Below are 24,874 nucleotides of genomic sequence, written 5' to 3' on the forward strand. Positions count from 1 at the left end.
TTTTTGGCGAACGGTCACTTTGCCGTAATAATAACTAACAGAGGTGAAGTCAATGGCTGCTGCTGAAAAAATCAGATTTGAGAGTGTCACCAAAACGTTCAGTGTCCGAGATTCTAAGCAAAAGGAGGGAACGCAGCAATTCACGGCGGTAAAAGAGTTGGACTTTTCCGTAAGAAAAGGTGAATTCATGACGATAGTGGGGCCAAGCGGGTGCGGTAAGTCAACTTTGCTTGATTTGATTAGTGGTTTATCATTCCCCACACAGGGTCGCATTTTAATAGATGGTCACCCAATAACAGGTCCAGGGCTTGATCGAGGTATTGTGTTTCAGCAGTATGCTTTATTTCCTTGGAAGACGGCGCGTGGCAATATTGAATTTGGGTTAGAGGCAAAGGGGATTCCGAAGCATGAACGTAGCGAGCAGGTTGGGCATTTTCTTTCGTTAGTTGGGCTTAGTGATTTTGGAGACCGTTATCCACATGAGCTTTCCGGGGGGATGAAGCAGCGTGTAGCCATTGCCAGAAGTCTTGCCTTTAACCCAGATGTCTTGTTAATGGATGAGCCTTTTGCCGCACTGGACGCCCAAACACGTGAATCTCTGCAAAGTGAGCTTTTACGGATTTGGCAGAAGACCCAAAAAACCATCATTTTTATTACGCATGGCATTGATGAAGCCGTTTATCTTGGGGAGCGGGTAGTCGTCCTGACACAAGGACCCGGGACGGTGAGGAAAATTGTAGATATTCCGCTAACATCACGATTGGAAGATGCGGATATTCGCTCACATCCTGATTTTGTGAAGGCTCGACATGAGGTATGGGGTTATTTGCATGAGCCTGAATACAAAGGTGCATATATTTAATCTATAAAGGGGGGGATTCCCATCGAATCCGTTAAGTCTGTTCATTCAACGTTACAGCTTAAGAAACGAAATCCTATTTCTTTTTCCGGCGTGCTTAAGGTGTTCAAACAGTCCATTGTCTTAGTCTTATTGTTCTTACTATGGGAAGTCGCACCACGGACGGGCTTAGTTGATGCAGCATTTTTCCCGCCTATTTCTGAGGTAATCACTGCTTTGTGGAATTTGATTGTCTCAGGTGAGCTTTTCACTCATTTCTTAGCAAGTATCATTCGTTCGTTCAGTGGATTTGCATTAGCCTTATTGATTGCAATCCCGTTAGGATTACTGATTGGCTGGTATCCATTGGCCCGAGAGCTGTTAAATCCAGTGTTGGAATTGTTCCGAAATACGGCTGCGCTCGCTTTACTTCCGGTATTTATGTTGCTGTTAGGGATTGGTGAAACCTCTAAGATTACAATCGTCCTATTTGCTTGCACATGGCCTATTCTTCTAAACACGATTGCTGCTGTAGGTAACGTCGATCCCTTACTTATTAAAGCGGCTAAATCCATGAATATTAAGTCGTTCAAATTATTTCTGAAGGTCATTTTACCGGCATCCGTGCCAACTATTTTTACAGGGATTCGAATGGCAGGAACAGGGGCGATATTAGTATTGATTGCGGCAGAAATGGTAGGGGCAAAAGAAGGCTTAGGGTATTTAATCACTTATTCTCAATATAACTTTCAGATCCCTCAAATGTACGCCGGTATATTAACCATTGCTTTGTTGGGTTTGCTAATCAACCAAGGCTTGACCATGCTCGAGCGTAAATTTTCTAAATGGAAGCAACCGGTGAATGAATAGAAGGATGATTTTGAATGATATTTTTTTGGAATAATACCAACTAAACAAATTGAATTAATTGTACTTAAAACAATCTAAAAAGGAAGAGTGGCGGAGGGAAGTTTGGAACTGTAGCTCAGAAAAATACAATTCATTTGGAAAAGGAGAAGCGAGATGAACAAAACAGTAGCACTGCTTATACTTGTAGGCTTGGTTAGTGGTATTTTATCTGGCTGCTCAGAGGGGAAGTCCTCCGCCAAAAGTGGAGAAGATCAGATCCTGCAATATCAATCTGCACCTGGAAGTGTCTCTTTCCCAGAGCTGGCCGCCGATTTAGGTTACCTAGGAGATTTGAAGTTAGAGTCTATAGGTGACAGCGTGGGTGGTCCGGAAAGTATTCAATTAACCGCGACGAAACAAATTGACTTTGGTGCAGCATTCAATGGAGCCATTATTAAATCCTACGCCAAGAACGTAAAAATAAAGTCCGTCATTGGCTCCTACGGCAGTGATAAAAATACGTATGTAGGTGCATATGCCCTCGAGGGGGGAGCTATAAAGTCGGCTAAAGATTTTATTGGTAAAAAAGTAGGGGTGAATATTCTCGGTGCCCATTCGGAATTCGTCATTAAAGATTATTTACGCCAAGGCAACTTGACCGAAAAGGAAATTGAACAAGTAACCTTAGTGACAGTTCCAAGTTCTAGTGCAGAACAGATTCTGCGAAATCATCAGATCGATGTGGTTATGTTAAGCGGGATTGCCCGGGATCGGGCTTTAACAACAGGTGGGGTCGCAGAAATTTTTAAGGATATTGATGTGTTTGGCACAGAGTTTACTGCGGGTGATTATTTCTTTACAGATCAGTATATCAAGGATAATCCAAATACCGTCAGGCAATTTGTAGATGGAGTGGCTAAAGCCATTGAATGGGCCCGAACGACACCTAGGGAGGAAGTAATTAAACGATTCGAGGAAATTATTAATAAGCGTGAACGAAAGGAAACCACAGATAATCTTAAGTTTTGGAAGAGTACGGGCATCTCTGAAAAAGGCGGCGTGATTACACCCTCGGAATACAATGTCTGGATTGATTGGCTTGTGGCAAATGGGGAGCTAAAAGAAGGCCAAGTGAAGCCGGAAGAGTTATATACGAACGAATTTAATCCATTTGCTAAATAATTTTATATATAAGTTGACTCTACAACAATCTAAAAAGGGAGAGTGGCAGAGGGGAAGTTTGGAACTGTAGGAGCGTGAGCATCCGCCTTTGTGTACGGATTTCCTTAATAGAAAATCAAACAATAGGAGTGGTTAACATGACAAAAAAACAAATGAAATTAGGGGCATTCATTAATCTACCTGGTCATCATGTAGCAAGCTGGCGTCACCCTGCTTCAGGGGCAAGTCGGGCATTTGATTTGGAGTATTTAACGGAGATTGCACAAACGGCGGAGCGCGGCAAGTTCGATATGATATTTTTTGCAGATGTATTAGGTCAAAAGCTGTCCGGAAATGCACAATCATCATTAAAGCTAGATCCCGTTATTATTATCTCAGCACTTGCAGCAGTGACTAAGCATATCGGGCTAACGGCGACCTTGACTACTACCTATAACGATCCATACCATGTAGCGCGTAAATTCGCAGCGATTGATCATTTGTCCAAGGGGCGTGCCGCCTGGAATGTAGTAACATCAGCCAATGAGGGTGAAGCTCTCCTGTTTGGTAAAGATAAACATTTGCGGCATGCGTCCCGCTATGAACGTGCTGAGGAATTTGTGGAGGTTGTCAAACAACTCTGGTTGTCTATTGAGTCTGAGGCGCTGGTCATCGACAAGGAGCAAGGTCGGTATTTAGATGTAGAAAAGGTACATCCTGTTGATCATCAGGGAGCTTGGTTTAAGGTACAGGGTTCACTGGATTCCTCAACTACACCACAAGGGCATCCCGTGATTGTTCAAGCTGGATCATCGGAATCTGGAAAAGAGTTAGCTGCGAAGACCGCAGAAGTTATTTTTACAGCATGGCAGACGCTTGAAGAAGCGCAAACCTTTTATCGTGATGTGAAAGAGCGGTTGGCTAAATATGGACGTAAACCGGAGGACTTGAAGATCATGCCGGGTGTGTTTATTACTGTAGCGAAAACAGAGGAAGAAGCTTTGTTGAAGCAGCAGCAATTAAACAGCTATATTTTACCTGAAGTAGGATTATCGTATTTGTCGTCTTTCACTAACATTGATCTGTCAGGGTATGATGTCGAAGAACCACTTCCGGAATTCAGTTCAATTGAAGATGACACCAATCCGCGGATCCGCTACAACATTATTCGTGATATCGCCAAACGTGAGAATCTGCAATCTATTCGTGCAATCTATGAGCGCATCGCTGGAGCACGCGGACACCGGGAAATCGTTGGAACCCCTGAACAAATCGTAGATCAATTAGAAGAATGGTTCTTAAACGATGGTGCAGATGGATTTAATGTGATGCCTCCCCATTTCCCGGAGGGCTTTAACGATATTGTTGAATTAGTGATTCCTGAATTACAGCGTAGAGGCTTATTCCGTACTGAATATGAGAGTTATACGCTTCGAGGAAATTTAGGGCTATCTGTACCTGTTGTAACAACACTTGAAAAAGCACTAACAAGTGCGAGTATAGGAGGGAATGTGTAATGAGCAAAGCAGTCATTATTAATGGAGGAAATACTAGAAAATCTCGATTAACTGCTATTCATCAGCAGGTTGAAAGATTTCTAACGCAAGAGGGGATTTGGCATCATTCGATCTATGTACATGAGTTACCAGCGGACGATTTGCTTACGGCCAATTTCGCCAGTGAGGCGATTCTGCGGGCCAATGCGCTAGTGGAAGAAGCGGATATTGTCGCCGTATTAACGCCTATCTATAAAGCCTCCTATACGGGAATCTTGAAGACCTATTTAGATCTCCTTCCGCAAAAAGCGCTGGTTGGTAAGCGAATTGTACCTATTGCTATTGGGGGTTCGTTAGGCCATCTTCTAGCGATTGAATATGCATTAAAACCCGTCTTATCTGTACTGGGTGCTACTGAGATTTTAAATACGGTTTATTTCTTGGATCGGCAAATTGAACGCTTAGAAGCTGATGGGTATCGTATTGATGAGGAAGCGGAGCAGAGGCTAACCGTGGAATTACTAAAGCTTGTACCTGCAAAAATAACTAATTAGACTAGGGAGAACAGGAAGTTAGGGGTTAACATTAACGCAGCCTTTCGGGGTTGCGTTTTTTGTGTTGTGATTGTTAATCTCATGAACCAACGTTGAAAAAGGTCCCTAGTCTCCATTTGGTGAACTATAAGTTGTATGATGGTTTCTTGCCATCCCACGATTATATCAAAAGATTTGTTAATGGTTTAGGCGTTTCTCCGTATTAACATATGTAAGTTTCTTCACAACAAATTGCGCAATTTGTTTAGCTTTTCGATGAAGGTGAGTGGAAGGAGGGTGGAGATGGAGGTTATCCAAGGTAAAGTGGAGCGTTACATGAATACCGAAAGATCACGTGAAGCTATCATGTCCAAAGAGGAATTTACCCGGATGTATGATACGTACTACCAACGTGTTTACAAATATATCTGTTATCGAATTAATAACCACCATGCGGCAGAGGACATATGCAGTCAGGTTTTTGAGACCGTGATGTGTAAGTATTATAGTTTTTCACAAGAAAAATCCAATTTTGAGGTGTGGCTGTTTGCCATTGTAAGAAACGCTGTAACGGATTATTTTCGGGCGCAGAAGAAAAGAAGCTATACCTCACTGGATTCGTTGCTGGAACTTATATTTCCCAAGCCGTCTCCTGAGGAGCTGGCGATCCGTGAGGATAATAATCAAGCACTGTTCAAGGCGCTCTCCAAGCTGCGTGAGAAGGAACGAAATATCATTGCAATGAAATATGGGGCTGGGCTGAAAAATTCCGAAATTGCACAGATCATGGGAGTTAGTGAGTCCAATATCGGTGTCGTAGTATATAGAAGCTTGAAAAAACTGCATATTTCCTTAAAGGCAGGAGGGTTCAAAAATGAATAAGAAAGATGATCTCACCAAATTCAGCAAAACCATAGAACTGCTTGAGAATGCCGAACAGGGCAGCACTACCGCCAAAGAAAGAATCTATAACCGCTTGATATACAAATTGGACCATGGGGCTCTTAGCCCCCAATCAGAGATAAAGGACGGGATAACGATGAAAAAAAGCAGCTGGAGAAATGCAATAGTGATTGGCAGTGCAGTAATTTGTCTGGGTGGAGCATTCTCTGCAACCTCCTATGCACAGGATATGTTCCAATCGATCATGGCAAAGTTTGAAGTGGGAAATCTAGAAATCACGCAATACGATAAGGAAATCCCTTCGGCTGCACAGTCAATGACTCCATCTGAAGATGCCCAAGGCGGGGAGAATGTTGCCATTGAATTGCCGGTTGCAGCTAAGTTGAGCCTAGATGAAGCACGTGCAGCACTTGGCATGAACTTCCCGGCACCCGACTGGATGGGAGACTATGAGTTTGTGAATTGTGTTCTTCAGGGGACCAGCATGGTTGAAGTACAGTATAATTCTGGAGAGAACGCTGTGAATTTTCTAATCTCCAAGGGCGGGGACAATGGGATCAGCACTACGGAAGAAGTGAAGACAGAAGTAATTAACGGGACTAAGGTTTATTATGCAAATGGAATTGTGATATGGGAAGAGGATGGCTATACAGTAGAGTTGTATTCCCAAGTAGATTTTGACCAAGCTACACTAGGGAAAATCATTGATAGCTTTAACATTGGTGCTCCTGTTCAGCCTTTAGAGCAAGGTCAAGTGAAGGAGAACTCGCAAAAGAATGGCGCAGCAGTTGCAGCTCCGGCTCCGGCTCCGGCTGTAGATTCAAAATAAAAGACTTACTCTGGGCAGCAGCAGCCTATAGTTACACACAGAAGACGCGAGGGGATTAGTCCCCTGAGCGTCTTCTTTTTTGAGCACACTTTTATAGAACGTTCCCCAACCATTGCCACCCCCCAAAAACAAAAGTATAATTGATAATGATTATCAATTAATGAATGAATAAAGAGTTAAGTGTATTTATATAAGCAGTAAAGAGGTGACAGCATGCAAAAGCAATCTCAAAAGACAGATTTAACTGAGGTTAGAAAATATATAGAAGAGAATTTCACGAAGCACTTGTCTTTAGCACATTTAGCTAATCTTTCTGGTCTTAGTTCCAGTTATTTTTCCGCGGCGTTTAAACAGGAATATATACAAAGTCCAATGGAGTTTGTTACCCAGCTGCGGATTCAAAAGGCTAAACAATTATTGCAAAAACAAGACGTTCGCTTGAAGTTTATAGCAGAAGCGGTTGGATATAGTGATGAGTTTTATTTTAGCCGAGTGTTCAAAAAGGTTGAAGGGATCTCGCCAACGATGTATTCCAGCCAGCAAAAATCTCATATCGGTGTTGTAACTGGGAACATGATGGGGTATTTACATGCGGCAGGAGTCATTCCGTTTGCTGCACCCTTAAGTGCAAAATGGACACCGTACTACTATAATTTGTGGGCGCAAGAAATCGAGCATAAGGTAACCTTGACGCAAAACAAAAATTATTGCAGCCCCAATGAGCTATTGCATTTGCCAATTGATCTTCTAATTTCTCCCAAAGATTTGTCGTCAGAGCTGGTAAAACGGATAGAGGATCATTTTCCAATCTATTGGCTGGATGATAAGCAAGATTGTTTAGTAGCCTTAACTGAACTTGCTGCCCGACTAAATAAACAAGAAGAAGCGAAACAGTGGATCACACAGTATAGGGCAAGATTGGAAGACGTTCGGCGCAGGTTAGACTGGACCTCTACACCACCTAAAGTTCTAGTTATACGTATCTATCAGCAGCAAATCTTTGCTTATTGTAATACAGGCATTCAGCATCTTTTATTTCAGGATTTGGGAGCGGAATCTAGTTATGAGCAGCCCGGTCTATATAATGCAGAGATTACTTTTGAAGAGTTAAGTAGATTGAAGGTGGATAAGCTGTTTACGATTATTTGCCCCGATGATGAGTCACGAGCAACTTGGCATCATTTGCAGAGAGATGTTGGGTTTAGACAGTTAGAGGCTATCGAACAGGGACAAATCTATGTTATTCACTCCGATCCTTGGTTTGAATACTCTCCTGTGGCTTTAAAACGAATGCTAGAGGAAGTTGCAGTAATGATGATACCTTGAAAATGTACATGTCTAATCATAAGATGTTACATGGTCAATGCGTCCTATCTCTTATACACTCAATACTGAGAATGATTATTATTGAGAATATAGGAAAGAGGGAAGGTCTATCATGAAGGGGTTTAATACAAAAACAATAAGTTATGTTGTAATGGTTGCTTTATTATCCATTCTACTAACAGCTTGCGGCGGCAATAATACAGCTAATCAGCAAGCAACAGATACTCCAGTAACAACCAGTGAAGCGAGCGCAACTGCAACGGAGGAACCCGCTGTACAAGAACCGGAAGTAGCGGCTAGAGAAGCGTTTGTAGTAACTGACCAAGTAGGCAATACAGTAAACATTCCGGGGACTGTACAAAAGGTGTATGCCCCTGGTCTAGAGGATTACTTAGTTACCCTTGGTGTAACCCCAGTAGCCCAATGGTCCACGGGTGAAAGACCGCAGCAGTATCTACAGGATACGTTAAGTGGTGTAAAAGAAATCAGCTTCGCTAATGGTGTTCCCTCTCCAGAATCTGTAGTAGATTTGGAGCCGGAATTAATTATATTCCCCACTGCTTTTTATGCACAAAATGGTGTTTATGAAAACTACTCGCAAATTGCTCCAACTTACGTGTTTAAGAATGCACTCGGCAATGTAGTGGAGGCCACAGAGACGATTGCGAAATTGCTAGGTTTAGAGGATAAAGCAACAGAAGCTATTGCTGCTTACAATACAAAGCTAGAAGCAACTAAAGCACAGTTAGCCAGCGTTTCTGCCGGTAAAAAAGCAATTTATATTAATGCGAATGCCCGTGCAATCTTTTTAGTGGGTAACTTCCATTACGGGGGTTATGTGCTGAGTGAGCTAGGCTTTGCTCAAAGTGCTCTTGTAGAAGGTGAAATGTCCGCTGATATTTCGCTGGAAATGTTGTCTGATTTAGACGCGGATTATATCTTTATTAACGATAATGATGGTCTGGGAGATGCTTTCCTGGCAGACATTAAAGCTAGTCCTTTATGGAAGGCGCTGCCTGCAGTTCAAGCAGGTAAAGTGTTCGAGGTGGATGGCGATCACTGGAGATCCAGTGGATTAATTGCTTATCAAAAAACGATGGACGATATTGTAGCGTTCCTGCTGCCATGATTATCAAACCGTACGTAAAACCAAACTATGAAACGATGTTGATCACGAGTAAAGCTAATCATAAGGACTATGAAATTTTTATTGCCAAACCTTTGGATGAGCCTGCAAAAGATGGCTACGGTGTCATTTATGTTCTTGACGGCAATGGGCTTTTTGAAACCGCTGCTGAAATCACCCGATTGCTGACGCGTAAGCCTAAAGGCTATCCACCCGCGATTGTTGTTGGCATTGGTTATCCTGGGGGTGAGGCGTTTGATACCGTGCGTCGAACCTATGATTTAACCATGCCAGCCGAGCTCGCGAATTTACCGAAACGTCCCAACGGGGAGCCTTGGCCTGAATTTGGCGGGGCAGATGAGCTGCTAGCTTTTTTTGAAAAAGAGTTAATGCCAGCCATTGCCCAGCGGTTCGTTATCAATAAGCAGAAGCAAGCATTGTTTGGTCATTCCTTTGGCGGATTATTTGTTCTGCATGCGTTGTTTACACAACCCACCTTGTTCTCACATTATATTGCAAGCAGTGCTTCCATCTGGTGGAATGATTACGCACTTTTAAAGGAATATGAGAATTTTAAAGCTGATTTACACAGCAATACGCTAAGTCAGTTACCTAAAACGCTTATGATTGCCGGTGGAGAAGAGCTGGATTATATGGTCAAGGATAGCTTGGATTTATGTAACAGCATGATGGCCTTACACCTTCCAAGCTTCGAAGTAAGCTGGGCATTGCTTGAGCAAGAGGAGCATGTGAGCGTAATCTCGGGTGCGATTAGTCGGTCCGTCAAATTTTTGCTTACCACATCCTCTGACTTAAGTTAGATAGAAATCATATTCGTTTGCATCTGAGCTGGCCCTTGGCTGGCTCTTTTTGTAAAGTGAAGGGAAAGGGTTGGAAACATTGGCCGCAAATGTTCAGAAATCATCACTAGCAGGAGAAAAAAAGTTCTCCTTTTTATTATTGCTAATCCTCATGCTCCTCCTATTAATTGGCGTATTAGTGCTTGCTATGGCCCTTGGCGCGAAAAAAATACCCTTCGCAGATGTATTCATGTCGATCATCGCTTTTGATGATAAGGCGTCTACTCATCAGGTGATCCAGTCGATTCGTTTACCCCGGGTACTTGCCGCTATGGCAACAGGCGCTGGATTTGCAGTAAGTGGAGCGATTATTCAAGGGATTAGTCGCAATCCTTTAGCCGATTCGGGGATTCTTGGATTAAATGCTGGGGCAGGGGTCACGTTAGTTATTGCTATGGTTTTCCTGCCGACGATTTCATTCACAGGTACACTTTGGCTCTGTATTCTAGGTGCGGGATTGGGAGCGGGTTTAGTCTTTAGTGTGGGTTTATTAAGTAAACGAGGCATGACGCCTATTCGGCTTGTATTGGCGGGTGCTGCCATCTCTGCTATGCTAACTGCCCTAAGTGAAGGAATAAGTATCTTTTTTTCAGTGGCTCAGCAGGTGGCTTTTTGGTATGGAGGAGGTTTAAGTGGCATTAGCATGGCCCATCTACAGCAAATGTTGCCGTGGATGCTTCTTGCGCTATTACTTGCCATCGTAATTTCAAAGTCGATTACTATACTTTCTGTAGGGGATGAGACAGCGGAAGGGTTAGGCGTTAATATAAAACTTATCAAAAATCTTTCGCTTTTAGCCGCATTTATGTTAGCTGGGATTTCATGTGCTTTAGCCGGATCTGTAAGCTTTGTGGGCTTAATTGCTCCGCATTTGGTACGTTACATAGTGGGTGTGGATTATCGTTATATTATTCCATTATCCGCAATTCTGGGAGCCATCCTTGTTGTGCTTGCTGATTTAGTGGCACGTATCGTAAATGCCCCTTATGAAATCCCTGTAGGTGCTGTAATTGCGGTTATTGGTGTTCCGTTCTTTCTATATTTGGCTCGTAAAGAAAGGCGGGAGCTATAGTGAAGCTAAGATGGAAGTTTATAATTATAGCAATCATTTTACTGCTAGGCTTTATATATAGTGTATCTACTGGTCAAAGCAGCTTAAGCTTACAAGAGTTATGGCAAACCGTATTGGGAAATGGAACACCGAGGCAGGAGCTTGTACTTTTTCAGTTCCGTATTCCACGTATGATCTTGGGTTTTCTAGTAGGTGGCGCGTTGGCAATAGCAGGAATGCTGCTGCAAGCCATAAGCCGAAATGCTTTGGCCGACCCGGGCATACTGGGGATAAATGCTGGTGCTGGATTATCCATGATGTTATTTTTACTCTTACAAAATAGCTCAACCGGCTTACATACTTATGTTCAGCCACTGTATGCTTTATTGGGCGGATTTATCGTTGTCGCTCTATTATTTATGCTTTCCTATGATCGCAATCAAGGCATTATTCCCATTCGATTAATTTATACTGGTATTGCTGTTGCGGCTGCGATTAGTGCATTTATGATTGTGTTAACCTTCGTACTAGATCCTTCGCAATATCAGATGATTAAGGTGTGGCTGGCAGGGAACATAGGGAATAGTAATTGGAGCCACGTGTATGCTATGCTGCCTTGGTTACTTCTTATTGTGCCTTTATTAATTCGGAATCATCTTATATTGGATGTACTAAGGCTTAACGATCCTGTAGTCATTAGTTTAGGGGTATCTCTAAATAAGTATCGCGTTTGGTTTTTAGTATGTAGTGTATTATTGGCGGCACCAGCGGTTGCTGTCAGTGGGAGCATTGGATTTGTAGGACTAGTAGTTCCACATTTAGTTAGACGACTCTTTCGTGGCCATAAAATAATGATTCCCGCATGTTTATTAATCGGTGGCGGATTAGTTGTTATTGCAGATGCGCTTGGTAAAATGGTAGTAGCCAATACTGAAATACCAGCAGGAGTAATCGTGGCTTTAATCGGTGCTCCATACTTTTTATATTTATTAATTAAAAGTGAATAACTGAAAAAAGCTATTGTGTGATTGATGCTGGAAATAAAAAAAGAATGCCTTGATTATGCAATAATCCAAGGCATTCTTTTTTATATCGTTTTCGTTTTCAGCTTTTCTAAAAGAACTTTCCACCAGTGTATAGATTGCTCAAGTTGAGAAGCGTAGTAGCTTTCCATGAAATCTACACTTTCACGAGTGGAGCTATCTACATCTATTTGCTGGTAGATTTGATTTAATTGATCTTTTTTTATAAGTGACTGTTCAATTTTCTTCTCGATAATCGGGATCACTTTATCAGTCTCTACAAAACGAAGATTCACAAGAGCGACAATCATATCTGAAATAGATTCTGCATCTTCTATTACCTTATAAATTTTGAGCGGGAGCTGCTTGCGCCCTTTATCGGTAATGGAAAACACCTGTTTGTCTGGACGATGTTCTTCTTTGATAATCTCTACCTGTTCAACTAAGCCCTGTTTCGTAAGAGATTCAAAGTGATAATACAGTTTGCTTTCAGATAGATTGAGCAATTTATCAAAAGGAATAGGGGTGGATAGTTCTTTTTTTAATTTATAAGGATAATTATTTTCATCCATTAACTTACTTAAGATATAAATTTGAATTGACATCACAGAACCCACTCCTAATTGTTGGCTAAACTCTATCTTACCAAACCTAGGCGGTTATTTCAGCTGTATTTTTAACTTCAACGGGCAGTATAGTTTCTTTAGTTACAGGTACAGGTTTATGAACAAACCGGACGATTACAATGTTAATCATCATAGCCCCGGCAAATACGCCTGCTAATCCCCATAAGAAGGGGGCTGGACTAATGGAACCAAACATTTGTGCCAAATAAGCTTGCACAGAATAATACATCGGGGTGATGCGGCCGAACCAATCGTATGGTGTATACATCATATCACGAGGCATGGTAGCACCATTGGCGATGGTTTGCATGAGCAGGATTGGAATATTTAAGACCATACCGCCTTCGCCAACTAGGAAGACCATAATCGCACACACGTTGAATGCAGCCATATACATTAGAATTTGCTGAGCAGCAACTGGTAACAGTAAGGATAGGTCTACATCTGCAACAGAGAAGGCACTGGTTAAAGCAACGACTGTTGATAATACAGCGATTAATAAAGCTGTGAATTGAACGAACATAAACAGTTTTGTTTTGCTTGCTTTCCCGCGGTTCGCTTTAAAAGAAGCAACTAATTGCATGGAGGCAATCATTGCCCCAACATAACCAGCCATAGTTAAGAACATAGGTAACATGTTGTTGTGCATGCCGTCCGGAACATCATTGATGACAACATAATTCCCGACATAACTATTTTCAATTTGTGTAGCCATTGCGGTGGCTTGTTCTTCTGGTACGTTAAAGTTCATTAACACACCTTTTGCGGTTTGCTCTGAGAAGTTCGCGCTTAATTGTTTGTTAATTTCTCCTACAACGGAAGACATGGCTGAAGATACCATGGTGGCAGAAGCTTCGTTGACTGTGAAATCAATACTTGCGGATACCTTACCGCTTTGAACGTTGGCTGAAAATTCTTCTGGAATATGGACAACTAGAGCTAACTTATTATGTTCTAATTCATCCATCGCTTTTTTATTCGATACATCGGTTTTTATCGTTTTGAATGGTAAACTCTCCGAGAACTGACTCGAAATCTGAGCCCCATATTGACCTGCATCATCATTGACAATAGCAATTTTTAAATCATCCATGTTCCCTGGAAGTGCTGTATACCCTGGTAAGAAAATACCAAGCATCGCAATGGCATAGAACACACCCATAAAAATAGAACCAATGGCCCCTTTGGACTTCAAAAACTGTGAAAACTTCAACTGTATTCCTTCTTTCTTCTGAATAACACTTTTATTTTAGTACTCCAATTAAAGTACTTTTAACTGAGTGAGATTTATAGTACGATAATTCATTATAAATGTCAAATTTAAGATACAATGGGTAAGTAGTGAATGATTAAAAAAATGAATAACTGAAGGGACTTCGAATATGAACAAGGTTATTGTAATTGGTGCAGGCATATTAGGGGCTTCAGCAGCTTATCAGCTAAGTAAGTTAGGTGCTGAGGTCATCATTATAGATCGTAAGGATGTTGGACAAGCAACGGATGCAGCAGCAGGGATTATTTGTCCATGGTTGTCTCAACGCAGAAACAAAGCATGGTATCGTCTTGCTAAAGCGGGAGCAAGCTTTTATCCGGCACTTATTCAAGAGTTGGAAGAGGCTGGAGAAACCGAGACTGGATACGCAAAAGTTGGAGCGATATGTATCCATGAGGATTTGAAAAAGTTACTCGCGATGAAAGAAAGAGCGGAGCTGCGCAGAGAGGACGCCCCTGAAATAGGGGAACTTACGATGCTGACGGATCTTGAAGCGCAAGAGAAGTTTCCATTATTGTCGGAAGGTTATCATGCGCTTCATGTATCCGGTGCAGCAAGAGTGAACGGACGTGAATTACGTGATGCTTTGCTAAGGGCTGCTCAGCGTAATGGTGCGCAAATGATTGAGGGAGATGCTATTTTAGAACATGATGAACATGAAATTAAAGGGGTTAGTGTAGGAGAACAGACATTCACAGCGGATGAAGTGATTGTGTGCGCAGGGGCTTGGTCTAACGCTTTGCTTCATCCGCTTGGGATCATGCTTCAGGTGCGTTATCAAAAAGCTCAAATTATGCATTTGAAGCTTGCTCAACAAGCGAGTACAGAGCAATGGCCTGTGGTAATGCCGCCTACAGATCAATATATACTCGCATTTGCGGATCAAAATATCGTGGTAGGTGCTACTCACGAAAATGATGTCGTAGGTTATGATACTGCTGTAACCGCAGGAGGAATGCAAGAAATTCTAAATAAAGGTCTGCAAACGGCTTCCGGTCTTGCGGATTGTAGCCTAAATGAGATAAGAGTAGGGTTCCGTCCATTTACAGCAGATTTTCTTCCCGTGTTGGGCAGGGTTCAAGGATGGAATAAACTAATTGTTGCTAATGGACTAGGGTCATCCGGATTAACGATGGGGCCCTTTCTTGGTGAGCAGCTAGCCAAGCTGGCCATGAATCAACAGGTAGATATTCAGCTTGAAGACTATGCATTAGAGCATGCGATAAATGAGTAGTAAAAAAGGAGGTCAGCGATTCGATCCGCTAAAGTGCCACCATACGTATTCCTTAAAACGACAGAGATGTCGTTTTTTTTAACTAAACATTTATTCCTGCTTATTGTAAGACGCTCTTAATAAAGCTACTTCTCTGTAAACTCGTTGTCCTTCTGCTTGGCATTAGTCTACTTTAGATGCCTCTTCGAGAGAATGAATGAGAAATCTATGATCTATCGGTGAAGACATAACAATCAGGATCGTATAGGTTCCATACTTATCACATTGATTGCCAAACTCTTCAAGAGCATGTGTAGATTCGGTCACTACTTTTAATAAATAGCTGTGTTCTCCACTTATACGGTGGCACTCGGCAACTTGGGGAGAGGCATGGACAAAGTCAAGAAATGCCAGGCAGTCTCTAGTCCGAAACAACATATAGGCTGCCGTATTTTTCCCGATTTTTTCAGGGGAGATGATGGTGCGATATTCCTCAATGATTCCTTTCTCTTCCATTCTTCTAACTCGTTCCGTAACCGCAGGTTGAGACAGACCTACGGATTTCCCCAGTTCTGTCATTGAAATCCTCGCTTGATTTTGAAGATAGAAGAGAATTTGTTTGTCTACATGATCCACTTTGGATGGCCTCCTTTATATTTAAGGTAATTCATTAAAACTCCTTTAATTACTTTGTTAAATCATCATAATTGATTGATTATAATATGTAAAATGAATAATTTACATTATATAATATGACTCTCACCAAAATGATGATCTACACTTGGAAAGTTAGAGAGGATGGCTACCATTGAGAAAATTTGATTTAAATAAAGTAGGTACAGAAGATTTACAGGCACGTATTGATGAGTCTGGAGGAAACTCCCAATGAGACTCTCCCACTCCCGCAAAAATATAATCACATTAGCTGCTATATGTTTGTCCGCATTGATGTTTGGCCTCGAAATTTCCAGTGTGCCTGTGATACTGCCTACCCTGGAAAAGGTAATGCACGGTAGCCTCAAGGATATGCAATGGATTATGAACGCCTACACCATTGCCTGTGCGACAGTTCTGATGGCTGTTGGAACGCTGGCTGACCGGTATGGAAGGAGGCGTATTTTTATTATCAGCCTTATCTTGTTCGGTATTACATCTTTGATTTGTGGCTTGGCGCAAAGCACATCGGTTCTGATCGCCAGCCGGTTCCTTCAAGGCGTGGGTGCTGGCGCGATGCAGATTTGCCAGATAGCCATTCTTTCACATCGGTTTCAGAAAGGAGAAGAACGCAGCAAAGCTTTTAGCACATGGGGGATCGTGTTTGGTATCGGTCTCGGTTTTGGACCTATCATTGGCGGTATGATCGTGGCTGTATTGAACTGGCATTGGGTTTTTCTGGTCCATGTCCCGCTGACCCTTTTTACTTTGATCCTTGTCTTCAGCGGCGTGGAGGAGTCCAGCGATCCACAGGCAAAAAAGCTGGACATTATCGGCATCGTCACGCTTTCGTTGACGGTTTTTGGCCTGGTCTATTTTATCACACAAGGGTCGGAACTTGGTTTTAGAGGTACAGCATCCCTCAGCATCCTTGTTGCAGTGGCAATAAGTTTCATAGTATTTCTATTTGCGGAGAAGCACAGTGCTCATCCAATGTTCGACTTTTCCGTATTCAAGATACGTAATTTTTCTGGTGCTCTCCTTGGCTCCGTCGGGATGAATTTCAGTTTTTGGCCATTCATGATCTATCTTCCAATTTATTTCCAGAGCGGGCTTGATTACGACATCGTAAGTGCCGGGTTGTCTGTTCTGGCTTATGCACTGCCCACCCTGGTAATTCCGCCTCTGGCAGAGCGATTTTCGCTCCGCTACCAACCGCGCATAGTTATCCCATTGGGTCTATTCGTTATCGGCTTGGGCTTCATTTTGATGAAGTATGGCAGCAGCGGTGATCACGCCAGCTGGTTGACTATGCTCCCCGGCTCTCTGTTGGCTGGTATTGGGCTGGGATTAACCAACACGCCTGTCACCAACACGACTACCGGCTCGGTACCTAGTACTCGTGCAGGTATGGCTTCCGGCATAGACATGAGTGCCAGATTAATCAGTCTAGCCATCAACATTGCCGTAATGGGCTTCATTTTACAGGAAGGCATCTTTTCTTATTTGAAGAAAGCTTTTCCTGAGACTGTCGATGTTTTACAATTGCGATCTTTGGCCGAAAAAACAGCTGCCGGAAACACTTCGTCTCTCAATCAGGGTTTTCCAGAACTATCCTCACTGGATGCATCTGGAGCTATCGTCCATGCCTCGCTTGTACACGGCTTTGGTTTGGTGATGCTCTATGGCGGTATTGGTGTCTGGGTGTTGGCCGCGATCAGTTTTATAATTTTTGGACCCAAGAGAGCATTGTTGCAAAAGTAGAGAGTGAAGACTATCGCGCCCACAAGCGATTCGTGAGTCTCAACTGATTAAGCCGCCTAGTATTATCACGTAAAGTCGTTGTATTATTGCTTTGGAACAAAACTGAAAAGAAGTAACGTTAAAAACCCCTTCTAGCGAAGCTTTTTTTTATCCTTTATACTGAAAAGACCAATTAATCTTCCTAGGAGTTGTCTAACGAATCATGATAAAGAAAGAAGTCGCGCATATACGCAAGCAATTTAAGCTGGATCACGATTTAATGAGTATTTACGATATTCTCAACGTGTATATTATGAAGGAAAGCAACGAGATCTATCATTGGGAGCGCCAGCCATTTGGAATGGTGGACAGAGAGAAGCAGGAGCTGTATATGGGCAATTTCAAAAAACTCCTGACCGGTGAACTGGATCAGAAATTGTTCGAGTTGAAGTTTCAAGCGGAAGCGGAGGAGCCAGCGCAGGTGATGCTTCATCAAGCTTTGGTGACAGGGAATCCAGATGAATGGCAGGACCTGATGCTACTGTTGGTGGACAGAATGATGGCGGATACTCATTATGAACGGGATACGGTGATCACTTTCGTTCGAGGACAGTATTTCCGCCCGACTAAAGATAGAAACGATGAAGCCGAGGAAAGTGAGAAAAACGAATTATTCGCGCATCCTTTTATCCTATGCAGCGTGAATTCCACGGAGAAACAACGGAAGGCTCTCTTGTTTGATTACGTGGAGCGGGAGTTCAAGTACAATGTCATTGTAGATCCGATCGTCAAGTTAAGCACACCGGAGCAAGGTTTCTTTTACCCAAGCGTGACGGACAATTATTCCGATGTGAACCGCATTCTGTATTGTACGGGGAAATCGAACTTTCCAGATCCGCATTTTGTCGGAGAGGTCTTGAATGCCGAAAGATCCATGACGGCCCTGGAAGAGAGAGCTATATTCGAAGACATCGTGAAGGAAGTGGCGGGCGAACAGCTTGATGCAACCACTCTCGCACAGGTGTACGAGGAGATCCATCAGGTCATCGAAACCAACGACGATAAGGAAGAACCTCCAAAGCTCGATTATAGAGATCTGGAACGTGTACTGACGGTAAGTGGCGTAGAGAACGTGACAATGGAAAAAGTGGAACGGGCGTTTGAAACGATCGTTGACGATAAGCATTATGAGATGAAGGCGAGCAGCGTAATGCCGAAATTCACTACCAAATCGATTAAGATCGATACAAAGGTAGCTACGATTTCGGTCAGCCCGCAGGATTTAAAATATGTGAAGCAAGTGAATTATCATGGGAGACGCTGCATTTTGATTGAGGTTGACGAAGATGCCGTGATCGAAGGATTCACCCTTACTACAGAGAATCTTTAGACTGCTTCAACAATGCTATGGGCTATCCTTGAAGTCTTTGAACAAGACTAAGGATAGCCCAATTTGTTTTGTGTCAAATACGGTGATTAAAGATATATTCGATATATTCTTTTGCGCTAGTATTAATTTCTTCATCGCTAGCTTGGAATGAAGCTCCAAAAACAGCAAAGTACGGTAGGGCTTCTGCGCCTACATGTTTGGCACTGGCTTTAAAGGGTGCGATCACTGCGTCTACGGTAAAAGAAACAGAGCCCGCTGGCTGATAATTTTCTTTTTTATCACCGATGGACAGGGCCAGCCCTAACTTTTTCCCGTTAAGCTTGTTCCCGTTTGATCCATAAGCCCATCCGTAAGCCAACACATCGTCAAACCATTTTTTCAATAGCGGCGGATAACTGTACCAATACAACGGGAATTGAAAGATCACATGGTCATATGTTTCCATTAGATTCTGCTCTCTAGGAACATTAATATTCCAGTCAGGGTACTCCTTATAAATCTCATGAAGGGTAATATCGTTGGGATATAACAGCAGTTCTTCTTTCCAGCGCTGGTTGACCCTCGAATTCTCAAGGTTCGGATGCGCCAAAATCACTAGTGTTTTCATGATGAATCTCCATTCTCGGGCCTATATTATTTATGAATATTATTATTATCTTGCAGGTTGTAAAAAAAGAAAATACACACAATAAAGTAAGATGGTTACTTCGAGGTGTGTACTGGACTCCGAAAAAAATATATGCAACAATGAAGTTTTGAGTAAGCTTAATTTGATCAGCATGAACGAGGTGTTATTCTATGAAACAATATCATTTAGGGATAGAGGCAACACTAGAAATCATCGGCGGAAAGTGGAAAGCTTTGATCATTTGCTTTTTGATGTCCGGTGCCAAAAGAACAAGTGAATTACAGCGTAATATTCAAGGCATCTCACAAAAGGTTCTGATCCAGCAGCTTCGCGAACTTGAGAGGGATGGGCTTGTCAAAAGATTCGTGTACCAGCAGATGCCGCCAAAAGTTGAATACAGCCTCACGGAATATGGCGTTACAGCCAATAAGATCGTGGATGTTATGTGTGCTTGGGGGAAAGAAAATATAAAAATAAGACAAAGACGAGGAGAAGAGATCGTCTTGTTGGAGGATACATGTCCTGGAGCAAATTAAAGCAACAACTGGAGAGTTTTCTCTGTCCTGCGTTATCTGGCAAGGTTGAATATCGCGCAAGCAGCTACCGTTATTTACCTGATAAATCAGGGAGCTGTTATATTTCGGTAGATAAAAAGAACCTACTCAATATGAATGATAGAACTAACTCAATCAGATGGTATCAGACGGAGCAGGAGATTAAGAATGATTCAGAACTCCAAATTCCAATCCACCCTGAAGACATCGAAGCGGTTAGAAAAGATAGTAAAGGGATCATCCCGGAGGATCGTCTAATAGTCATTGCAAGAAGCAGAAAGATATCAGAAGTTGCAAAGGAGCTTTTATCAGCACAGACGTCATTAAGTAAATCGAATTTTATTGTTATAGCTAATAAGTTTTTATCTACTTCTATAGAGGAAAGCATAGAGAGCGATGATATCTTATTGAATATTCTGGCTTTAGTGGACAGACGGGTTGGGAAAAAGCGGATTTTAAACATGAGCGAGAAGATGCAGTTAAAGCATCCGATTGTGCAATATTTTTATGAACTACGGCGTAGTACATTGTGAATATAACTAAACTCTCCCTTGCCCAATGGGACCTGCTTCATCCATTATAAATAGGTAATCATCTCCCCCATAGAGCGTATCTTTACCTGTATCCATAAAGGAGAGAAAATAGGATGGAACTCAAAAAAATAAATGACTCTATTTATTATTTGGAAAGTGTCCGAGAAACAGACAGACCTGTTTTGGGATATGTTGTAGGTGACAGCTTTTCAATTATGATTGATTGTGGTAATTCAAAATCGCATTTAGATGCCTTTATAAAGTGTTTAGATGATAACAATCTGCCACGTCCCAAATATGCTTTGATCACGCACTGGCATTGGGATCATACCTTTGGTATGCATGCTTTTGACGGGGGAACTATAGTCTCTTCAGCAACGAATGAGGCACTAAAGCGCCTGAAAGAATGGGAATGGGATGAAGAAGCTGTGGTAAAACGCTTAGAGACCAAAGAAGAAATAGCATTCGCCTATAACTGTATGAAAAAAGAATATGATACGTTTGATAAGATTAAGGTTAGCACAGGAAATATTATGTTCGAGAATGCTTTAACGCTGGATTTAGGGGGCACCACTTGCCAGATTATAAAGGTAGGAGGGCCACATGAAGACGATTCTTGTGTTGTATATATAAAAGAAGCGGGAGTATTATTCGCAGGCGATGCACATAGCGGGGATTATTATCATGGAGAAGGTAAAATTGATCCGATAAAAATGAAAGAATATATTGAGCTTTTATCGACTCTTTCATTTACTACGTATATCCCGGGGCACGACGCCCCTATGAGCAAGGAACAAATCATTCCCTTGTTAAATAGATTTTGTGAGGTAAAGTAAAGGCTAGCCTTACCACATAACAGCTTATTTTATTTGGCGACTTGTTAGGTATGAATTCGGTAGTGTACCGGAGGCATGCCTTTTTGTTGTGCCTGATGGGGCAGTTCATAGAGGGGGCTTATTTGCGTTTATTGGGAAGCAGCGTTACGATTAACCATAAGCAGCCTTGCTTCAGACCCCTTCCGAGCTATTAGAAATCTTAGACGAATTATACATCGATGGCTGGGGACTTGTACAGAAAGGGAAACAGAAATGGATAAGAAAATAAGCGTAGAGAATCTAAAACTGACACCACAAAATGATACTTATTATATTGCTTGGAGTATCGGAGTCGATAAGAAGTATAAAAAGCATATGAAAAAAGAAATAAAGAGCCAACTCACAGACGTTCTAGGATCCATGACTCAAAATAATGCTGTGGAGGATATTTCAGTTTACAGTCATAACAAAACAGCCGAAAAACATGGAGAATTCATTATATGGGATTATCTTATCCTAATGCAGATCAAGGAAAAAGAAGATGCCGAAATCATTTTACCTAACTTAAAAAATGTGAATATACCTTTCGTGCTCGAAACAATCCGTATGGAGTTACTTGTAACCACACCAAACAGCACGTACCCTACACCAGGGGAAGGCGCGCGAAAACGGCATGTAAAGCCATTTTATGCAATTGAATATGTCGATGTTCAGCCTAATCATTTAGATGAATTCCGAGACATAATGATTAACAATAACGGACCGGCAATGAAGTACATAATGGAGGAAGCGAGATGGTGTCATAATTTTTATGCATTAGAAACGCTGACTGTCTTCTATCATCATTCAAGTTATCCTACTTGGAATCAGATTCATGTCATAGGTTTGTATTTGGAATCAATTTTTCTATATAAAAAAGATTTCTCAAAAGGGCTGGCACTGACCCACAGCATTTCATTTGAAGAAAACTTTGCGCAGTTAAAGAAGATAAGAACCATGTTATATAAAACAATCGGGAGAAAGATGATCTAGAATAGATCAATGGATCAATGGATCATACCCACCCCGTAAACTCCAATATAGACGCTTTAGCGGATTGTGCTTCGGATTGTGCGCCTTTACGCCATTGTTTAGGTGACTCACCCATAAGCTTGGAGAAACATCGGTTGAAGCTGGATATGGACTGAAAACCGACTTGCTCAGAGATGGAGAGAATGGAATCATCCGTACTTTTTAACTGCTTACAGGCCTCTTCAATACGGGTACTGTTTAGGAAGTCGAGAGGTGCGGACCCCATAATCTCATGGAATTTCCTGCGGAAATGAGTGGTACTTAGGTGGCACAGATCAGCTAAAAAATCGATGGTAATCGGCATCATGTAGTTTGTAGTGATGTATTCCAGAACGGGTGAGATGACAAAATCGCCCTTCAGGCTATGCTCTGTTTCTTGATCAACCAAGGGTTCATACCGGGAATGAATTCTTAGGAGTTCTATATAAAGCGATAACAATAAGCCGTAGGCACTTTCTTGATAGTAAGGATTTTTTTGTTTCAATTCCTCCACGACCGATGTCGCAAGGGTATAAACCTTGGGATGTTCCTCTTTATTCAAAATACAGTTTGTTCCCTTTATAGCCCACAGATTCGGCTCAAAGTTGCTGTAAGCGCTCTTGAAGGATTGCTGAAAAAGATCCTCAGGCGAAAAAAAGATATAAGACCACAGACTGGCTTCATTCGGCGAACTATAAGTTGTATGAGGGAGATACCTAGGGATGAAGGTCACATCTCCGGCTTTAAAAGGCACAGATTCTCCTTTGATCTCCATGATGCCGCTATCCGAATGGCAAATGCCAATCTCCAAATGATTATGGAAATGCAGATGTTCACTTTTAATATCAGAAATCTTCCAACGTTCACCGCTTAACAGCAAGATAGGAAAGTTTATCGGTAAGCTGTAGTGGCGGTATTCAATGATGGGTTTCTTTTTTCTGGGCATATTCTCAATACTCCCATTCTTATTACGTAGGTTGAGTAGATTATAGGTTAACGTTATATCAAATTCAACTATATAAAGAGAACTTGATATTATACAATTTAGGAAAAAAGTGGCGGAGGTGAAGTTTGGAACTGTAGGAGCGTTAGCGTCCGCCTTTGTCTGCAGATTTCCACCGCGAAGAGCGGTATAAAATCAAGAAATTCTTACGACAACAGCGGCCGGAAGTCCAAACATTCTCTGTAGTCACGAACAATCCCGAAATATAAGAACTACTAGTTAATGGTTGAAATTGCACAGTTTAGTTATGAATATGCTTAGAATCAGACCATTTTACTACTTACAATAGAGTTAGTAAAGCGTTTACAATATGGACGGACAGCTCTCAAGCGCCTTTGGGGGCGTGTGCGAAAGAGAGGAGAAACAAGATGCTTCAATTAACTTATGACAGAGAAGAGATTTTAAGGGTCATCGACAAAGTGGTCAGAAAAACAATGGCGATGGATTTAACATGGGACTGGCCTTGTGGTGTGGCTTATTATGGGGTAACCAGAGCTTATGAAACTACAGGAAATAAAGAGTATTTGGATATGCTTGTCCAGTGGGCAGATGAATATATCGAGCTGGGTCTGCCGGATTGGACGGTAAATACCTGTGCCATGGGCCATATGCTGATCACTTTGTATGAGGAAACAGGCAATCAGAAATATTGGGATATTGTGATGAGCAAAGTAGATTATCTGCAGAACAATGCGCTTAGATTCGGAGATCATGTGTTGCAGCATACCGTCTCTATTTCTAATGATTTTCCAGAACAGGCATGGGCGGATACCTTGTTTATGGCGGCATTTTTCCTGCTCCGTGTAGGAAGCAAATTAAAGGATCAGGAAATGATTCAAGATGCCTTGAATCAATATTATTGGCATATCAAATACCTGCAAGATCCTAGCAGCGGGTTTTGGTACCATGGCTACAATAATGTGAAGCAGGATCACATGTCTGGACTATTCTGGGGCAGAGCGAATGCTTGGGGCGCATACACCATGTCGCAAGTTAAAAAGCTTTTGAAAGAATGGTATCTGTATCCGCAGTGTATGGACGTGGAGTGTTCGCTGCGCGATCAGCTGGCCGCACTCAAGCTGGTGCAAACGGAGAACGGCCTGTGGCGGACAGTACTCGATGACGAGGAGTCTTATGAAGAAGTATCCGCGTCTTGCGGCATTGCGGCTGCTATGATCAATAACGGCAATCCGCTGCATACCAAATATGTGCAAAAAGCCCTAAAAGGTATTTTGAACAATATCAGCGAAGATGGACGGGTACTGGGTGTCTCTGGCGGAACAGCGGTTATGAAGGACCGGGAAGGATACCGCAATATTCCAAAAGACTGGATTCAAGGCTGGGGGCAAGGCTTAGCATTAGCTTTTCTATCCGATATGCTTAAATAGGAGGGATCCA

At 42.1% G+C, this 24,874-nt stretch carries 25 protein-coding genes; 20 read left to right on the forward strand and 5 right to left on the reverse strand.

Translation table 11 applies throughout. The features are described 5' to 3' along the window. Window positions 1–52 precede the first annotated feature (52 nt). The 12 genes from NST58_RS04095 to NST58_RS04150 all read left to right on the forward strand — a co-directional run bounded on the left by NST58_RS04095 (window position 53) and on the right by NST58_RS04150 (window position 11,979). Window positions 53–862: an ABC transporter ATP-binding protein gene (locus tag NST58_RS04095; protein ID WP_339246381.1), complete on the forward strand. Its 810-nt coding sequence runs from the start codon at window positions 53–55 to the stop codon at window positions 860–862. 75 nt (window positions 863–937) lie between these two features. Further along, entirely contained in the window at window positions 938–1,708 is a 771-nt protein-coding gene (locus NST58_RS04100; RefSeq protein WP_248549469.1) for an ABC transporter permease, read from the forward strand. Between the two features lie 153 nt (window positions 1,709–1,861). Next, on the forward strand, window positions 1,862–2,869 hold the full coding sequence (locus NST58_RS04105) for an ABC transporter substrate-binding protein (RefSeq protein ID WP_339246383.1): 1,008 nt from the start codon (window positions 1,862–1,864) through the stop codon (window positions 2,867–2,869). Between the two features lie 137 nt (window positions 2,870–3,006). Then, entirely contained in the window at window positions 3,007–4,365 is a 1,359-nt protein-coding gene (locus NST58_RS04110; protein WP_339246386.1) for an LLM class flavin-dependent oxidoreductase, read from the forward strand. Beyond that, window positions 4,365–4,898: an NADPH-dependent FMN reductase gene (gene ssuE / locus NST58_RS04115; protein WP_339246388.1), complete on the forward strand. Its 534-nt coding sequence runs from the start codon at window positions 4,365–4,367 to the stop codon at window positions 4,896–4,898. Before NST58_RS04110 ends, ssuE begins: the two co-directional genes overlap by 1 nt. A gap of 282 nt (window positions 4,899–5,180) precedes the next feature. Then, on the forward strand, window positions 5,181–5,759 hold the full coding sequence (locus tag NST58_RS04120; RefSeq protein ID WP_081383426.1) for a sigma-70 family RNA polymerase sigma factor: 579 nt from the start codon (window positions 5,181–5,183) through the stop codon (window positions 5,757–5,759). Beyond that, window positions 5,752–6,609 carry a hypothetical protein gene (locus NST58_RS04125; RefSeq protein WP_339246391.1) on the forward strand — a complete coding sequence of 286 codons (858 nt, stop codon included), beginning with the start codon at window positions 5,752–5,754 and terminating at the stop codon, window positions 6,607–6,609. The genes NST58_RS04120 and NST58_RS04125 overlap by 8 nt, the downstream gene beginning before the upstream one ends. A 213-nt stretch (window positions 6,610–6,822) precedes the next feature. Continuing rightward, window positions 6,823–7,935 (forward strand): helix-turn-helix domain-containing protein, encoded by a 1,113-nt coding sequence (locus NST58_RS04130; protein ID WP_339246393.1) that lies wholly within the window; start codon window positions 6,823–6,825, stop codon window positions 7,933–7,935. Window positions 7,936–8,047: 112 nt separating this feature from the next. After that, on the forward strand, window positions 8,048–9,064 hold the full coding sequence (locus tag NST58_RS04135) for an ABC transporter substrate-binding protein (protein ID WP_339246396.1): 1,017 nt from the start codon (window positions 8,048–8,050) through the stop codon (window positions 9,062–9,064). Continuing rightward, complete coding sequence (locus NST58_RS04140) at window positions 9,061–9,882, forward strand: alpha/beta hydrolase-fold protein (protein ID WP_339246399.1); 822 nt, start codon at window positions 9,061–9,063, stop codon at window positions 9,880–9,882. The genes NST58_RS04135 and NST58_RS04140 overlap by 4 nt, the downstream gene beginning before the upstream one ends. 70 nt (window positions 9,883–9,952) lie before the next feature. Next, the gene (locus tag NST58_RS04145) at window positions 9,953–10,993 is read left to right on the forward strand and encodes an iron ABC transporter permease (RefSeq protein ID WP_076276960.1); all 1,041 of its coding nucleotides are present in this window, start codon (window positions 9,953–9,955) and stop codon (window positions 10,991–10,993) included. Beyond that, window positions 10,993–11,979: an iron ABC transporter permease gene (locus tag NST58_RS04150; protein WP_162164281.1), complete on the forward strand. Its 987-nt coding sequence runs from the start codon at window positions 10,993–10,995 to the stop codon at window positions 11,977–11,979. The genes NST58_RS04145 and NST58_RS04150 overlap by 1 nt, the downstream gene beginning before the upstream one ends. Before the next feature lie 80 nt (window positions 11,980–12,059). Here NST58_RS04150 and NST58_RS04155 read toward each other — a convergent pair whose 3' ends face one another. Both NST58_RS04155 and NST58_RS04160 read right to left on the reverse strand, forming a co-directional pair. Next, window positions 12,060–12,599: a helix-turn-helix transcriptional regulator gene (locus tag NST58_RS04155; RefSeq protein WP_076128531.1), complete on the reverse strand. Its 540-nt coding sequence runs from the start codon at window positions 12,597–12,599 to the stop codon at window positions 12,060–12,062. A gap of 46 nt (window positions 12,600–12,645) precedes the next feature. Then, window positions 12,646–13,833 (reverse strand): ABC transporter permease, encoded by a 1,188-nt coding sequence (locus NST58_RS04160; RefSeq protein ID WP_339246401.1) that lies wholly within the window; start codon window positions 13,831–13,833, stop codon window positions 12,646–12,648. Between the two features lie 169 nt (window positions 13,834–14,002). Here NST58_RS04160 and NST58_RS04165 point away from each other — a divergent pair, with 169 nt between their 5' ends. After that, complete coding sequence (locus NST58_RS04165) at window positions 14,003–15,127, forward strand: FAD-binding oxidoreductase (RefSeq protein WP_076128535.1); 1,125 nt, start codon at window positions 14,003–14,005, stop codon at window positions 15,125–15,127. 162 nt (window positions 15,128–15,289) lie between these two features. On the opposite strand, the gene NST58_RS04170 is transcribed toward NST58_RS04165, so the two are convergent. Continuing rightward, window positions 15,290–15,742 carry an Lrp/AsnC family transcriptional regulator gene (locus NST58_RS04170; RefSeq protein WP_076128537.1) on the reverse strand — a complete coding sequence of 151 codons (453 nt, stop codon included), beginning with the start codon at window positions 15,740–15,742 and terminating at the stop codon, window positions 15,290–15,292. Window positions 15,743–15,991: 249 nt separating this feature from the next. Between NST58_RS04170 and NST58_RS04175 the strand changes: the two genes are divergently transcribed. Together NST58_RS04175 and NST58_RS04180 are read left to right on the forward strand one after the other, a co-directional pair. After that, window positions 15,992–17,524: an MFS transporter gene (locus tag NST58_RS04175; protein WP_339246402.1), complete on the forward strand. Its 1,533-nt coding sequence runs from the start codon at window positions 15,992–15,994 to the stop codon at window positions 17,522–17,524. Window positions 17,525–17,726: 202 nt separating this feature from the next. Next, entirely contained in the window at window positions 17,727–18,893 is a 1,167-nt protein-coding gene (locus tag NST58_RS04180) for a DUF4317 domain-containing protein (protein ID WP_339246404.1), read from the forward strand. A gap of 73 nt (window positions 18,894–18,966) precedes the next feature. Here NST58_RS04180 and NST58_RS04185 read toward each other — a convergent pair whose 3' ends face one another. Next, window positions 18,967–19,500: an NAD(P)H-dependent oxidoreductase gene (locus tag NST58_RS04185; RefSeq protein WP_076185134.1), complete on the reverse strand. Its 534-nt coding sequence runs from the start codon at window positions 19,498–19,500 to the stop codon at window positions 18,967–18,969. A 191-nt stretch (window positions 19,501–19,691) separates the two neighbouring features. Between NST58_RS04185 and NST58_RS04190 the strand changes: the two genes are divergently transcribed. The 4 genes from NST58_RS04190 (at window position 19,692) to NST58_RS04205 (ending at window position 22,455) form a co-directional block, all read left to right on the forward strand. Then, entirely contained in the window at window positions 19,692–20,057 is a 366-nt protein-coding gene (locus tag NST58_RS04190; RefSeq protein ID WP_076282561.1) for a helix-turn-helix domain-containing protein, read from the forward strand. Continuing rightward, window positions 20,039–20,608 carry a hypothetical protein gene (locus NST58_RS04195; protein ID WP_339246405.1) on the forward strand — a complete coding sequence of 190 codons (570 nt, stop codon included), beginning with the start codon at window positions 20,039–20,041 and terminating at the stop codon, window positions 20,606–20,608. The genes NST58_RS04190 and NST58_RS04195 overlap by 19 nt, the downstream gene beginning before the upstream one ends. Window positions 20,609–20,721: 113 nt before the next feature. Further along, complete coding sequence (locus NST58_RS04200) at window positions 20,722–21,444, forward strand: MBL fold metallo-hydrolase (protein ID WP_339246408.1); 723 nt, start codon at window positions 20,722–20,724, stop codon at window positions 21,442–21,444. A 252-nt stretch (window positions 21,445–21,696) separates the two neighbouring features. Beyond that, window positions 21,697–22,455: a hypothetical protein gene (locus NST58_RS04205; RefSeq protein WP_139330128.1), complete on the forward strand. Its 759-nt coding sequence runs from the start codon at window positions 21,697–21,699 to the stop codon at window positions 22,453–22,455. Window positions 22,456–22,477: 22 nt separating this feature from the next. Here NST58_RS04205 and NST58_RS04210 read toward each other — a convergent pair whose 3' ends face one another. After that, window positions 22,478–23,419, reverse strand: a complete 942-nt coding sequence (locus NST58_RS04210) for an AraC family transcriptional regulator (protein ID WP_076128553.1) — start codon at window positions 23,417–23,419, stop codon at window positions 22,478–22,480. 425 nt (window positions 23,420–23,844) lie between these two features. Here NST58_RS04210 and NST58_RS04215 point away from each other — a divergent pair, with 425 nt between their 5' ends. After that, a complete protein-coding gene (locus NST58_RS04215; protein WP_076128555.1) occupies window positions 23,845–24,864 on the forward strand; it encodes a glycoside hydrolase family 88 protein in 1,020 nt (339 codons plus the stop codon). Window positions 24,865–24,874: the final 10 nt, after the last annotated feature.

The organism is Paenibacillus sp. FSL R10-2796 (assembly GCF_037965315.1).
Classification (GTDB): Bacteria; Bacillota; Bacilli; order Paenibacillales; family Paenibacillaceae; genus Paenibacillus_AQ; species Paenibacillus_AQ odorifer.